The sequence below is a fragment of the Streptomyces boluensis genome (assembly GCF_009908195.1).
GTDB classification, from domain to species: domain Bacteria; phylum Actinomycetota; class Actinomycetes; order Streptomycetales; family Streptomycetaceae; genus Streptomyces; species Streptomyces boluensis.
In genome coordinates, this window is record NZ_JAAAHS010000189.1 from 1 (window position 1) to 14,357 (window position 14,357).

Below are 14,357 nucleotides of genomic sequence, written 5' to 3' on the forward strand. Positions count from 1 at the left end.
ACGTGCCCCCGTCGCCCGCCGGAGGCGCCACCGCCCACCACCTGGTCCTGCTCCAGCACTGCCCCGGCGAGACCGCGGAACTCCACGTGACGGACGCCCGGACCGGCAAGGTCGCCTGGACGAAGAAGGTCGGGAAGTGGCGGCAGAACATCAGGCTGCAGACGCACCGCGGCGCGATCGGCGTGACCCTCGACGACGAGATCAAGGTGTACGCGGAGTCGGGCGGTCAACTGCTGCACCGCACCGCGGCCCCCGGCACCGAACTGGCCCTGACCGGCGAGGCGAACGGCACGCTGTACCTCGACGAGACCGACATCGACGACCGGTCGGTCACCCTGCACGCCGTACGCGCCGGCACCACGACGAGCCGGTGGACCCTGCGCCAGGGGCCCCTGATCGGCATGACGCACATCTCCGACGGCCTGATCGTCGGCGGCACGGACGCCGAAGGCGCGTACGACGGAGACCTCCGCTGGCTGCCCGGCGACGCGCGCGTCCAGGGGCCAGGGGCGAGCAGCCTGACGGACGTCGACGGGCACCGCAGCGACCGTGTCCCGTGGCCGGTCGCGGGGGCGTTCGTGGGCATGAGCGGGGACCTGCTCGTCGTCCGCAGCGACGAGAAGGACGGCACCCGCTACACCGGGCTCCGCCCAGGGCGCCGTGCCCTGGACGCCGAGCACCCGGCGGCCCTCGGCGGAGTCGCGCGGAAGGACTGGCCGGACGCCTGCGGCCTGGTCGACGGGAAACTCCTCGCGGGGCTCGACCCCGGCTATGTGAAGCTCCCGGTGGCGAAGAGTCGTACGGTCCTCGGCGCCGAGCTGCCGCACCCCAGTGAGTGCCGCTTCGCCACCGAATCCGGCTCCGACAGCGACATCTTCTCCGTCACCGTCCGCTGGGTCGCCCCCGATGAGCAGGCCGCGCGGACCTACGCCGCGAACGCCGTTCCCTGGGGCTGCAGTCCGGCCCTCGGCGGCTGCGTGACCGCCGAGATCAGCCGGCCGCGGAGCGGGGTCGCGCTGTACACGTACCGGACAGGGCTTGCGGCGAAGCCCGTGGCGCACGCGACCGTGGCCGTCGGCCGGTACGTCTTCGGCGTCAGCGCGGGCACCGATGAGCCGCGGGTGCGGGAACGGGTGCGACGGGTGGCGCTGCACCTGTCGCGGCACACCGAGGCGGATTCCGGCTCCTGAGCTCAGGCCCCGGACACGCCCGCCTGCGGCACCGTCTCCGGCCAGCGCTCGAACCACCGCTGGTCGTCCTCCAGTTGGGAGGCGAGGGAAACGAGCAGGGGTTCGCTGTGGGCCGGGCCGAGGAGCTGGGCGCCGAGCGGGAGGCCGCCCGGTGCGAAGCCCGCCGGGACGTTGACGCCGGGCCAGCCGAGGACGTTCCACGGCCAGGCGTACGGGCAGGCCGCGATCATCGCCCGGTCCGTGGCGATGCCGCCCATCGCCGCGATCGTGCCGATCCGGGGCGGGGGAGTGGCCGTCGTCGGCGCGAGCACCACGTCGTAGCGCCGGAAGACCGCGCCCACCCGCCGGTGCAGGCCGGCCTCCGCGCGGCGTGCCCAGCGCAGCGGCGCCCCGCCGAGCGCGCGGCCGAGCCGGGCCGCGTCGCGGGTGCGCGGGTCGAGCAGCGCCGGGTCCGGCACCCGGCCGGCCCACTCGGCGATCCCGGCCGTGGCGCGCGGCACGAACGTCAGGCCGATCGGGCCGTACGCCGGATCCGCCTCCTCGACCTCGTGGCCGAGCGCGGTGAGCCGGTCGGCGAGCGCGTACACCGCTGCCCTGACCACCGGCGTCAGCTTCTTCGGGGTGGCCGTGAACGGCATCCGCGTCGACAGCGCGATCCGCAGCCGCCCGGGGTCACGCCCCACCGCGTCGCTCACCCGCAGCGCGGGCGGCCGGTGCCGGTCGCCGGGGTGGCTGCCGCTCGCGCAGTCGAGCAGCAGTGCCGCGTCCTCGACGGTCCTGGCGAGCGGGCCGTCGACGGTGATGCCCTGGAACGCCTCGGGGTGCGGCCAGGACGAGATCCGGCCGCGCTGCGGTTTGATGCCGACGAGATGCGTCCAGGCCGCCGGGATGCGCACCGAGCCCGCGCCGTCCGAGCCGAGCGCCGCGGGCACGATCCCGGCCGCGACCGCGGCCGCCGAACCGCCGGACGAACCGCCGGGCGTGTGGCGGGTGTTCCACGGGTTGCGGGTGTCGCCGAACGCGGGCCCTTCGGCGTGCGGCCACTGCCCCAGCTCGCAGCTGTTGGTCTTGCCGACGACGACCGCCCCGGCCGCGCGCAGCCGCCGTACCGCCTCCGCGTCCGCGGTGGCCGGCGGGAAGTCACCGGCGCAGCCGAAGGCGGTCGGGGCGCCCGCGACATTCATGTCGTCCTTGACCGCGACGGGCACCCCGAGCAGCGGCAGCCGTTCGCCCGCGGCGAGCCGCGCGTCGGCGGCCGTGGCCGCGTCGAGCGCCGCGTCGGCGAGCGGCAGCCGGAAGGCGTTGAGCGTCGGCCGCGTCGCCTCGATCCGGGCAAGGGCCCGCTCGACCAGCTCCCGCGAGGTCACGTCACCGTCGGCGAGCGCCCGCGCGGTGCGCGCGAGACCTGCGGAGCGGTCGGGGGTCATGGGGGCACCTCTCGGAGGGGTCGTGGCGATGCCACTCGGGTTACTCGTTCGTACGCACGAACGTTAGCGGTGAGCGGCCGGATTCGGTATGCCTGTACGGGAGTTGGCGCAGGTCGGCACGGTGCCGGGCGGCGGGTGGGTGCCGGTCGCGGCGGGCGCGCGGGTGTCTGCGAAGATGCGGACGTCATGGTGCAAATACCGGAACGGCGGATCCCGGAGCAGTCGGCGCGGCGGGATGCGGAACGGGTGCGGCCCGTGCCGACCAGCGCCGACGTGGCACGGCTCGCCGGGGTCTCCCGCGCCACCGTGTCGTACGTCCTGAACAACACCACCGCGGTACGGATCAGCGCGCCCACCCGGCGCCGCGTCCAGGAGGCCGCCGACGCGTTGGGGTACGTCCCGCACGCCGCCGCGCGCAGCCTGCGCGCGGGCCACAGCCGGATGGTCCTGATGCCCGCCCCTTCGGTTCCCGTGGGCGCCCTCTACAGCCACTTCTTCAACGAACTCCAGTGGGCCCTGCGCCGACTCGACTACACCGTGGTGCAGTTCGGCAGCCTCGGCATGAGCGGTGACGACGCCGCCCGCGCCTGGGCCGAACTGCGCCCCGTCGCCGTCCTCGCGCCCGGCGACGGCACCCTCACCCCGCGCGGGGTGGACGTGCTGAAGCGGTCCGGGGCCAGGGCGGTGCTCACCATCGGGCCCGAACGGGTCGACGGCGCGCACGCGTTGCTCATGGACCAGCGCGCGGTCGGCCACTGTGCGGGCGTCCATCTGCTCGACCGGGGCCGCACCGGCATCGGCGTGGTCGTGCCGGGCGAACCGGGCTTCGAGACGTTCTCCGCGCCCCGGCTCGCCGGGATCCGCGCCGCCGCCGAGGGCACCGCTGCCCGCGTCGTCCCCCTCGAACTGCGCTACGAGGAACGCTCGGCGGACCGACTGGCTGCACGCTGGCCCGAGTTGGGGCTCGACGCGGTGTTCGCGTACAACGACGAGTACGCGATGCTGCTGCTGCGCGCCCTCCAGGACGCCGGGGTCGATGTGCCCGGCGCCGTCGCCGTGATGGGCGCCGGCGACCTGCTGCTCGGCAGGTTGCTCCGGCCCCGGCTGAGCAGCGTCCGCCTCGACCTGCCGTCCGGACAGGTGCTCGCGGAACTCGTCGACCGAGCGGTGCGCGACCCCGCGGGCACCCCCGAGGTGCACCCGCTGCTCGGCGCCGAGGCCGTGCCCCGCGACTCCACGTGACGGCCCCTAGGGGGCGTCTCTGTGTATCGGCGTTGGCCAAGGGATCGCGCTGGTCCTGGAACGGTAACTGCCGTTGTCCGTACGGGAGTTGGCCGCGCGGAGTGGGCGTGTTCAGGGTCGACTCCTGTGCCCCGATGGCTAAGATGTTGCACGCTGAACTAATTGGGGTGGGTCTCTGGGTGGCCCCGTCGCACACGCCGCACCCCTCGAACCGTCGCCCCTCGAACGGAGACCCGGCATGCCCCTGCTCGACCCGAAGACCTGGCAGTCCCACGCGTTGCGCGGCGGTGCGCACACCGTCATCGAACCGGCGACGGGCGAGGACCTCGGGACGCTCACCCTCGCCGACGGCGACGACGTCACGGCCGCGGCCGAGGCCGCCCAGGCGGCGCAGCGTGCCTGGGCGGCCACCCCGCACTTCGCGCGGGCGGCGGTGCTGCGCCGCGCGGGCGACCTGTTCACCGCGCACGCCGACGAGCTGCGCGCATGGCTGGTCCGCGAGTCCGGTTCCGTGCCCGGCAAGGCCGACTTCGAACTGCACGTCGCCGCCCAGGAGTGCTACGAGGCCGCCGCCCTCGCCTCCCGCCCCACCGGCCAGGTGCTCCCCAGCGAGGCCCCGCGCCTGTCCTACACGCGCCGCGTCCCGGTCGGCGTCACCGGCGTCATAGCACCGTTCAACGCCCCGTTGATCCTCTCCATCCGCTCGGTCGCCCCGGCGCTCGCCCTGGGCAACGCCGTACTCCTCAAGCCCGACCCGCGCACCGCGGTCTGCGGCGGGCTCGCGCTCGGTGCCGTGTTCGCCGAGGCGGGGCTGCCGGAGGGTCTGCTGCATGTGCTGCCCGGCGGCGCCGCGACCGGCCAGGCACTCGTCGCCGACCCGCGCGTACCGGTCATATCCTTCACCGGTTCCACCGCCGCGGGACGCGCTGTCGGCGAGGCCGCGGGACGCCATCTCAAGCGCGCCCACCTGGAGTTGGGCGGCAACTCGGCGCTCGTCGTCCTCGCGGACGCCGACCTCGACGCGGTCATCTCCACCGCCGCCTGGGGCTCCTTCTTCCACCAGGGCCAGATCTGCATGACGACCGGCCGCCACCTGGTGCACGCCTCCCTCTACGACGAGTACGTGGAACGCCTCGCCGCCAAGGCCGACTCGCTCGCCGTGGGCGATCCGCACCGCGACAAGGTGCACCTCGGCCCGCTCATCGACGCCGGCCAACTCGCCAAGGTGCACGGCCTGGTGGAGTCCTCGACCGCGTCCGGCGCCCGGCTCGCCGCGGGCGGCAGCCATGTCGGCCTCTGCTACCGGCCCACGGTCCTCGCCGACGTCGACGACCACACCCCCGCGTACCGCGAGGAGGTCTTCGGCCCGGTCGCGCCGGTACGCTCCTTCGCCACCGAGGACGAGGCCGCCGCCCTCGCCGCCGCGAGCCCGTACGGCCTCTCCCTCGGCATCGTCACCCGCGACACGGCACGCGGCCTGGCCCTCGCCGACCGCATCCCCACCGGCATCGCGCACATCAACGACCAGACGGTCAACGACGAGGCGGTCGCGCCCTTCGGCGGCATCGCGGCGTCCGGCACCGGAGCGCGGTTCGGCGGCGAGGCCAACATGGAGGCGTTCACCGAGCTGCGCTGGACGACGGTGCGGGGGGACGCGGCTACGTACCCGTTCTGACGTACCCGTACCGCCCCCCGAACGCGCGAGTGCCGGGCCCGGAACGCTCCGGACCCGGCACCCGAGGCCACGCCATCACCCCTCCGACGGCGCCTCGCCCTGCTGCCCCGCCTGCTCCTGGGCGATCTGCCGGCGCACATCGTCCATGTCGACCTTGCGGGCCTGACCGATCACGTCCTCGAGGGCGGACTCGGGCAGCGCGCCCGGCTGGGCGAAGATCGCGACCTTGTCGCGGATGATCGCGAGCGTCGGGATCGACTGGATGCCGAAGGCCTGCGCGAGCTCCGGCTGCGCCTCGGTGTCGACCTTGCCGAAGACGAGGTCGGGGTGGCGCTCCGACGCACCCTCGTAGACCGGGCCGAACTGGCGGCAAGGGCCGCACCAGGACGCCCAGAAGTCGATGAGGACGAAATCGTTCCCAGTGACGATCTCGTCGAAGTTCTCCTTGGTGAGTTCCTGGGTGCTCAAGTTGACCTACCTCTTCGCGGTCGGGTGCGTCGTACTGCCCCGCACAACGGTGCGGGTCAGCTCCCTATTCCGGCACCCTCGCGGCCCCCGGAACACAGGACACCCGTCCCCCTGCCCCTGTGGCCCGCGCGCACACATCCGGGAAGACTGGAACCCATGGGACAGCCACACGCATCAGCAGCCATCGAGTACGACGTCGTCGTCCTGGGAGCGGGCCCCGTCGGCGAGAACGTGGCCGACCGCACCCGCGCGGCGGGCCTGAGCACCGCGATCGTGGAGAGCGAACTCGTCGGCGGCGAGTGCTCCTACTGGGCGTGCATGCCGAGCAAGGCACTGCTGCGCCCCGTCATCGCCCGCGCGGACGCCCGCCGCGTGCCGGGCCTGAGCCAGGCGGTCCAGGGCCCTCTCGACGCGGACGCCGTCCTCGCCCACCGCGACACGTACACCTCGCACTGGAAGGACGACGGCCAGATCGACTGGCTGGAGTCCATCGGCGTACGCCTCTACCGGGGACAAGGGCGCCTCGACGGTCCGCGCCGGGTCACCGTCACGACGCCCGAGGGCGAACGGCACACCCTCACCGCCAAGCACGCGGTCGTCGTCAGCACCGGCAGCCGCGCCGTCCTGCCCGAGGTTCCCGGCCTGTCCGGCGCCCACGCCTGGACCAGCCGCGAGGCGACCAGCGCCAAGGCCGTACCGGGGCGGCTCGCGGTCGTCGGCGGCGGCGTCGTCGGCACCGAGATGGCCACGGCCTGGCAGGCCCTCGGCGCCCAGGTCACCGTGCTCGTACGCGGTACGGGCCTGCTGCCCCGGATGGAGCCCTTCGCCGGTGAACTGGTCGCGGACGCGCTGCGCGAGGCGGGCGCCGAGGTCCGCACCGGCGTCTCCGTCACCCGGGTCGCCCGCACCGGGGACACGGTCACCCTGACCCTCGACGACGACACCCAGCTCCAGGCCGACGAGGTCCTCTTCGCCACCGGCCGCGCCCCGCGCACCGACGACCTGGGCCTCGCCTCGGTGGGCCTCACCCCCGGCGGCTGGCTGGACGTGGACGACAGCTGCCGGGTGCTGGGCAGCGACTGGCTGTACGGGGTCGGCGACGTGAACCACCGGGCGCTCCTCACCCACCAGGGCAAGTACCAGGCCCGGATCGCGGGCGCCGCCATTGCCGCCCGCGCGTCCGGCACCCCGATCCTGGAGACCGACCCCTGGGGCGCCCACGCCGCCACCGCCGACCACGCCGCCGTCCCGCAGGTCGTCTTCACGGACCCGGAGGTCGCCGCGGTCGGCCTCACCGCGGCCGCGGCGGAACAAGCGGGCCACCGCATCCGCACCGTCGACGTGGACCTCGCGTCGGTGGCGGGCGCGGGCCTGTACGCCGACGGCTACCGCGGCCACGCCCGCATCGTCGTCGACCTGGACAAGCAGACCCTCCTCGGCGCGACCTTCGTGGGCCCCGGCACGAGCGAACTCCTCCAGGCGGCCACGATCGCGGTCACGGCGGAGGTCCCCATCGAGCGGCTGTGGCACGCGGTGCCGGCGTATCCGACGATCAGTGAGGTCTGGCTGCGGTTGCTGGAGGGGTGTCGGGGCTAGGGGGAGACGCCCCCTAGGGGACGTCTCCTAGGTCCTGTCCGGCGAGGGGATGCCTGCACGTCTCGGCGCGGCGGAACCTACGGTTTGTGGGTTACCCAGAGCAGTTCCGCGGGCCAGCGGTGTGCCCAGTCGGGACGGCCAGGTGCGGGGGTGCCCAGCTGAGCCCGCCGAAGTCGCAGAAGACCAGGTCGAAGTTGTCGGCGGCGAAGGGGAGTTGTTCGGCGGCGCGTTGCACCAGCGGGTAGCGGGCCGCTCCCATCTCGCGGGCCGCTGCGGCGAGTTGGGCTTCGGACAGGTCGATCCCGACCACGTGGGCGCCCTCGGCGGCGAGCGCCCTGGACCACTGGCCGGGACGGCATCGAGGGCGAGCAGGTCCTTACCCTGAACGAGTGCTGTCATACGATGAGTTGACCCCGCCGGAACGTGAGTTGTGGGACGCCTTTCCCGAGGGGCGTCGAGTGGACCTGCGTACGGGCATACCCGAGGCGGACGACCCCGCTGCCGGTGACCGGTGGGGGCCGGAACGCTCGGTTCGCGCGGCCGTCCTCGCGGCGCTGCTGCTCGGTGCGAACGACGAGCGGTCCGGGTCCGTTGCCGCCCTGCGGCTCGCGGGTGCGCGGATCACCGGTCGCCTCGAACTGGACGGCGCGGAGATCGGCCACGCGTTCCAACTCGAGGGCTGCCGGCTCGAGGAAAAGGTGAGCCTGTGGGGGGCCACGACCCGGACGATCAGGTTGGCGCACAGCTGGGTTCCCGGAATCGACGCCGGGCTCGCCCGGATCGAGGGCGCCCTCCACCTGAAAGGAGTGGCCGTCGAAGGCGGCCCGCTCATCCTCACCAACGCCCGGCTGGCCGGTGAGTTGATCCTGACCGACGCCAGGGTCTCGGCCCCCGGAGAGTGGGCGGTGCACGCGGGTGGCCTCGCCATGGAAGGCGGCTTCTTCGCCCATCGACTCCGTACGCGGGGCGGGCTGCGGCTCCCCGGCGCGCAGCTGCCCAGGGGCCTGTTCCTGCTGGGCGCGCGCCTTGAGAACCCCGGCGGCGTCGCACTGGCCGGCAAGGCCATGCAGGTGGGGGACTTCGACTTCAGACCTGCCGCACCGCCCTCGGGAACAGTGGATCTCCGGTCCGCTCAGGTCACTTGGTGCCAGGACAGCGAGCAGGGCTGGCCGGAGGAAGTGCTGCTCGACGGGTTCACGTACGGCTCCATCCGTTTCGGGGAGACGGCAGGCGCGGAGGACAGTGCCGCGGGCCAGGACGGAACGCCCGAACGAGACAGGGCGACCACGGGGGGCGAGGTGGCACGCCGCTTGGCGTGGATCCGTCGCAACCCCGGCTACGCCCCGCAGCCGTACGAACAACTCGCGGCCTGGTACCGGCAGATCGGCCACGACAGCGACGCGCGCCGGGTGCTCCTGGCGAAGCAGCGCCACCGCCGCCGCGCACTGCCCCCGGCCGGACGCGTATGGGGTCATCTGCTGGATGTCACCGTCGGCTACGGCTACCGCCCGTGGCTGGCCGGCATGTGGCTCCTCACGCTGGCCCTGCTCGGCACGTGGGTCTTCGCGACCCACGATCCGACACCGGTGAAGGCGGGCGAAGGCGCCCCGTTCCAGCCGTTCGTGTACACCCTCGACCTCCTCATCCCCATCGGCGGACTCGGCCAGCGCGCCGGCTGGTACTGGACGGACAGCGGCGCCCAGTGGCTGGCCTACGCGCTGATCGCCACCGGCTGGGTGCTCACCACGGCCGTCGTCGCGGGAGTGTCCCGAACCCTGAACAAGCGCTGATCCGGTTCAGAACTCCTCGTCGCCCCACTGGGCCAGGAGATCTTCCGGAGTGGTGTCGGGCTCCGCGGCCTGGCCGTGCACGGGCTGCTCGGTCCAGATGACCTTGCCGCGGGCGGTGTAGCGGGTGCCCCAGCGTTCGGCGAACTGGGCGACCAGGAACAGGCCGCGCCCGCCCTCGTCGGTGGTGGTCGCCCGGCGCAGGTGCGGGGACGTGCTGGAGCCGTCGGAGACCTCGCAGATCAGGCTGTCCTGGTCGTGCAGGAGGCGGAGCCGGACCGGCGGGATGCCGTAGCGGATGGCGTTGGTGACCAGTTCGCTCACCACCAGCTCGGCGGTGAGGGTGGCCTCTTCCAGGTGCCAGTTCTCCAGGCGCCGGGTGACATCGGAGCGGACCCGGCTCACCACGGCCGGATCACTGGGCACCTCCCACTCGGCGATCCGGTCCGGATCGAGGACGCGGGCGCGGGCGACGAGCAGGGCGATGTCGTCGCCGGGGTGCGGTGGCAGGAGCGCGTCGAGGATCGCCGCGCAGGTCTGCTCGGGACCCCCTTCCACGCCGGTGAGCGCGGTACGGAGCATCGCGAGGCCGGTGTCGAGGTCCCGGTCGCGGTCCTCGACCAACCCGTCGGTGTAGAGCACGAGTTGGGCGCCGACGGGCAGGGTGAGTTGTGCGGACTCGAAGGGCAGGCCGCCGCCCAGGCCGAGCGGAGGGGAGACCGGCACGTCGGGGAACGTGACGGTCCCCTCCGGGTCGAGGAGCGCGGGTCCCGGATGCCCGGAGCGCGCCATGGTGCAGACCCCGGTGACCGGGTCGTAGATCGCGTACAGGCAGGTGGCGCCGGTGATGACCGGTACGCGGCCGTCCTCGGTGCCCTCCTCCTGGTCGATGCGGGTGACGAGTTCGTCCAGGTGACTCAGGAGTTCGTCGGGCGGCAGGTCGAGGGCGGAGAAGTTGTGGACCGCGGTGCGCAGCCGGCCCATGGTGGCGGCCGCGTGCAGCCCGTGTCCGACCACGTCGCCGACGACCAGTGCCACCCGGGCGCCCGGCAGCGGGATCACGTCGAACCAGTCGCCGCCCACACCCGCCTGGGCCGGCAGATAGCGATGGGCCACCTCGACCGCCGACTGCTCGGGCAGCGTGCGCGGCAGCAGACTGCGCTGCAGGGTGACCGCCATCGTGTGTTCGTGGGTGTAGCGGCGGGCGTTGTCGACGGCCACGGCGGCCCGCGCCGTCAGTTCCTCGGCGAACGACACGTCCTCCGCTTCGAAGGGATCTTGCTCGGAGCGCCAGAAGTTGGCCAGGCCCAGAAGTACGCCCCGTGCCCGCAGCGGCACGGAGATCAGCGAGTGCACTCCGTGGTCGAGGAGCCGCTGGGCCCGCTCGGGGTCCTGGTCCCGCCAGCCGTCGGCCGCGGCGAGATCGGCTTCGCGTACGGGGTGGCCGCTCGCCAGGCCCACGCCCATCGGGGTGCTGGGAAGCCACGGAATCCGCTCACCCACCGGGATGAACGGAGGAGGGTCGCTCAGGCCCCGGATCGCGACGCGGCACATCACCGTGCTGCTGTCGCCCGGCTCGTCGCCGCGCAGCACCGGATCGAGGAGTTCGACGGTGGCGAAGTCGGCGAACCGCGGCGTGGCCACCTCGGCGAGTTCCTCGGCGGTGCGCACCACGTCGAGTGTGGTGCCGAGCCGTACCCCCGCGTCGTAGAGCAGCCGCAGCCGCTCGCGTGCCGTCTCGGCCCGGCCGGCCAGGGCGCGCAGCTCCGTGGTGTCCCGCAGGGTGGCCACGCTGCCGGCCTGGCTGCCGCTCTGGCCGACCGGCCGCAGGTTGACCGCGAGCAGCCGCTCTCCGGCCAGGTGCACTTCGTCGGTGGCCGCCCGTCCGGAGAGGAGCAGTTCGGCGGCGCCCGCGTCCAGACCGAGGTCGGTGACCGGGCGCTGTTCGGCGTCCGGGGGCAGGTCGAGCAGGCGGCGTGCCTCGTCGTTGGCGAGGAGCAGCCGGCCGTCGCCGCCGATGATCAGCACGCCTTCGCGCACCGCGTGCAGAACGGCGTCGTGGTGCTCGTACATCCGGGTCATCTCGGTCGGCCCGAGATCGTGGGTCTGGCGCCGCAGCCGCCGGCTGACCAGGACGGAGACGCCCGCGGCCAGGGCCAGGGCGCCCGCCGCGCCGCCCGCGAGGAGCGGCAGCTGGGTGCCGACCACGTCTTCGACCCGCTTGACGGTGATGCCCGCCGACACGATGCCCGCGAGGGAACCGTCCGGCCGCGTGACGGGCGCGGCGGAGTTCACGGTGGGGCCGGTGCTCGCCTGGAAGGTCTCGGTGTACGGGCGCCCGGCCCGTGCGGCGGCGAGCGTCGCCTGGTACGGGCCGATGACGTGCTTGCCGATCAGCGCCGGGTCGGGGTGGGTGTACCGGATGCCGTCCGGGTTCCATACGACGACGTAGTCGACGCCCGATCGCTTCCGGGTCTCCTCGGCCCGTGGCTGCAGTACGGCGGTGGGGTCGCGGGCGTCGAGCGCATCGAGTGTGCCGGGGGCGTTCGCGAAGGTCTCGGCGACGGCGAGGGTCCGGTTGCGGGCCTCCTCGCTGGTGTCCCTACGGGCCTGCAGCAGCAGAGCCACGACCGCGGCGGCGACCAGGAGCAGCACGATCCCGAGCTGCGGCAGGAACACCTGGCCGGCGACGGTGCGCACACTCAGCAGGGACCTCAGACGCCGCCCCGGCCCGCGGCGCGGGCCCTGCCCTCCGTCCTGCGGACGGGCCGGCTGTCCCGAGGGCCTACGGAAGCCTCTGCGAGCGTCCATGTCTCCAGTGTTGCCGAAGTACCACTGCCCGTGTCGGCGCACTCCCTTCGGGAGGACTACTCGCGCACCAAGCACGTCATGCACCACCACGGCCGCTGAGGCCTGCGATGGCCAGCGGCATCCGGATGCCGGAGCAGCAGATCTCCGGGCTCTGCGTCCGGGGTCGGAAGGGAGAGGCCGTACGGGCTCGCAGCGGCGAGGGCGGCGGCCTCGTCCTCGGTGGTCGCCGCAGGCGTCGTCCCGGAGGTGACCCGTCCCGAACACACGTCGCGAAGCGTTTCCCGGAGGTGCGAGCGCTGATCGACTCTCACTTCCCCTCGGGTCGGGGACTTCCTCCGCCGGTGTCCTTACCGTGTTCCGCAGATGGAGGAAATCCTCCGTCTCCGGCCGGACTTCACGTACCTCGGAGGCGTCCCATGCGTGCAGACGCGCGGCACAACCGTGTTCGGATCCTGCGGGCCGCGCGGCAGGCGTGCGTGGACGAAGGGCCGGGCGTACCGCTGGAGGAGATCGCCGGGCGTGCGGGCGTGGGGATCGCCACGCTCTACCGGCACTTCCCGAGCCGCGCGGCGCTGATCCGCGCGGTGGCGGCCGACGTCATGGAGGCGTTGTACGAGGCGGCGACGGACGCGGCGCAGCGGGAGAGCGATCCGTTCGAGGCGCTGCGCCGCTTCACGCACACCGCCCTGGACAGCAAGGCCGCAGCTGTCATGCCGGCGCTTTTCGGCCGGGTCGAGGGCGGCGGTCTCTTCGACGAGGAGCGGGATGCCGTCGGCCCTCTCGGCAGACTGATCGCACGGGCGCGGAAGGCGGGACTGCTGCGCGCCGATGTGGTGACCGGGGACATCGTCTTCATGATCGTCCGTTTGGCGCGCCCGATGCCCGGTGCTGGGTTCTCTCAGGACGAGGCGCTCGCACATCGCCAACTCGACATCTACCTCGACGGGTTGCGGCCACCGGCGGCCGGGCCGCGCCGCGGCGGACTGCCGGAGCCCGCGATCTCTGCCGGACGGGTCCGGCACATCCGCGCCTGGATGGCGACCGGCGGAACCGCCACCAACTTCACGTCTGCGTACGGGAGTTGACCCACTCCCGTACGGGAGTTGACCTACTCGCATCGCCGTACGAGCACGGCCCGTAGCACCCGTAGCACCCGTAGCACCCGTAGCACCCGTAGCGCCCGCAGTGTCGCCGGGCAGCCGCAGGTCGGCCGGACCGCGACCGAACAACGGAGGAACGCAATGACGAGCAACTCACTGCCCACCAACTCGCCGCCTGCCCCCACGCTTGCCGGGGTCGCCGCCACCTCGCTCGGGGTGACCGCGATCCGCGCACGAGAACACCGCCGCGCGGACCGCCTCTTCACCGACCCGTACGCACAGCACTTCCTCGACGCGGCGGGCGCCGGAATCCCCGCGGCGGGAACGCAGACGGACGCCACGCCCGAGCTGTTCACGTTGATGGCCGACCAAGTGGCCGTCCGTACCCGCTTCCTGGACGAGGAACTGGAGGTCGCGGCGCGCGCCGGGGCGACGCAGACGGTGCTCCTCGCGTGCGGCATGGACGCGCGGGCGTTCCGCCTCGACTGGCCTTCCACGACGCACCTCTTCGAGCTGGACTTCGCCGACACGCTCGCCTACCGGGCGGCCGTACTGTCCGAGCACGGCATCACCGCCGGCTGCCGGCGGACGGAAGTGCCGACGGATCTGCGCGAGGACTGGCCGTCCGCACTCCGCGCCGCCGGCTTCGACCCCGGCCTGCCGACCGCGTGGCTCATGGAAGGCCTCCTCTACGCCCTGACGTCCGACGCCGCCGACCTGCTCCTCGACCGCGTCACCGCCAACTCGGCGCCCGGCAGCACCGTCGCGCTCGACCACCAGGAGGACTCCGACCTGCTGCGCGGCGCCCGTGCCGCGCTCTCCGAGGAGCTCGTCGACATGTGGCACGGCGGCCCCACGGACGACGACCCCGGCCGCTGGCTCGCCCGCCACGGCTGGGAGCCCGAGGTGCACGCGCTGGAGGAGATCACGGCGCGGTACGGCCGCCCGGTCCCGCCTCCCTTCGACCCGCTGCGTCCTGGTGCGGGACGGAGCTGGCTCGCGGTCGGGCGTCTGCCTGGGTGAGTCGGGCGTCTGCCCGGGTGAGTTGACGGGGGCCGGGG

The 14,357-nt window shown here is 73.5% G+C and carries 10 protein-coding genes and 1 pseudogene; 7 read left to right on the top strand and 4 right to left on the bottom strand.

Annotated features, from left to right (window positions below):
* Window positions 1-1,190, top strand: a 1,190-nt coding sequence (locus GUY60_RS22270) for a hypothetical protein (RefSeq protein WP_223178722.1), incomplete at its 5' end; no start/stop codon positions are given.
* Between the two features lie 2 nt (window positions 1,191-1,192).
* Here GUY60_RS22270 and GUY60_RS22275 read toward each other — a convergent pair.
* Window positions 1,193-2,617 carry an amidase gene (locus tag GUY60_RS22275; protein ID WP_161700580.1) on the bottom strand — a complete coding sequence of 475 codons (1,425 nt, stop codon included), beginning with the start codon at window positions 2,615-2,617 and terminating at the stop codon, window positions 1,193-1,195.
* A 186-nt stretch (window positions 2,618-2,803) separates the two neighbouring features.
* Here GUY60_RS22275 and GUY60_RS22280 point away from each other — a divergent pair, with 186 nt between their 5' ends.
* Window positions 2,804-3,859 (top strand): LacI family DNA-binding transcriptional regulator, encoded by a 1,056-nt coding sequence (locus GUY60_RS22280; protein ID WP_161700582.1) that lies wholly within the window; start codon window positions 2,804-2,806, stop codon window positions 3,857-3,859.
* Between the two features lie 238 nt (window positions 3,860-4,097).
* Entirely contained in the window at window positions 4,098-5,534 is a 1,437-nt protein-coding gene (locus tag GUY60_RS22285; protein ID WP_161700584.1) for a benzaldehyde dehydrogenase, read from the top strand.
* Between the two features lie 75 nt (window positions 5,535-5,609).
* Here the strand turns inward: GUY60_RS22285 and GUY60_RS22290 are convergent, their stop codons facing one another.
* Entirely contained in the window at window positions 5,610-6,002 is a 393-nt protein-coding gene (locus tag GUY60_RS22290; protein ID WP_161700586.1) for a thioredoxin family protein, read from the bottom strand.
* Window positions 6,003-6,158: 156 nt separating this feature from the next.
* Here GUY60_RS22290 and GUY60_RS22295 point away from each other — a divergent pair, with 156 nt between their 5' ends.
* Window positions 6,159-7,598 carry a dihydrolipoyl dehydrogenase family protein gene (locus GUY60_RS22295; protein ID WP_161700588.1) on the top strand — a complete coding sequence of 480 codons (1,440 nt, stop codon included), beginning with the start codon at window positions 6,159-6,161 and terminating at the stop codon, window positions 7,596-7,598.
* A gap of 130 nt (window positions 7,599-7,728) precedes the next feature.
* Here the strand turns inward: GUY60_RS22295 and GUY60_RS22300 are convergent.
* A pseudogene (locus GUY60_RS22300) lies at window positions 7,729-7,956 on the bottom strand (methyltransferase domain-containing protein); the annotation flags it as partial.
* 31 nt (window positions 7,957-7,987) lie between these two features.
* On the opposite strand from GUY60_RS22300, the gene GUY60_RS22305 reads away from it, so the two are divergent.
* Complete coding sequence (locus GUY60_RS22305) at window positions 7,988-9,388, top strand: oxidoreductase (RefSeq protein WP_161700590.1); 1,401 nt, start codon at window positions 7,988-7,990, stop codon at window positions 9,386-9,388.
* Window positions 9,389-9,394: 6 nt separating this feature from the next.
* Here GUY60_RS22305 and GUY60_RS22310 read toward each other — a convergent pair whose 3' ends face one another.
* Window positions 9,395-12,196: a SpoIIE family protein phosphatase gene (locus GUY60_RS22310; RefSeq protein WP_161700592.1), complete on the bottom strand. Its 2,802-nt coding sequence runs from the start codon at window positions 12,194-12,196 to the stop codon at window positions 9,395-9,397.
* 416 nt (window positions 12,197-12,612) lie between these two features.
* Between GUY60_RS22310 and GUY60_RS22315 the strand changes: the two genes are divergently transcribed.
* Entirely contained in the window at window positions 12,613-13,281 is a 669-nt protein-coding gene (locus GUY60_RS22315; RefSeq protein WP_161700594.1) for a TetR/AcrR family transcriptional regulator, read from the top strand.
* Between the two features lie 156 nt (window positions 13,282-13,437).
* The gene (locus tag GUY60_RS22320; protein WP_187370097.1) at window positions 13,438-14,319 is read left to right on the top strand and encodes an SAM-dependent methyltransferase; all 882 of its coding nucleotides are present in this window, start codon (window positions 13,438-13,440) and stop codon (window positions 14,317-14,319) included.
* Window positions 14,320-14,357: the final 38 nt, after the last annotated feature.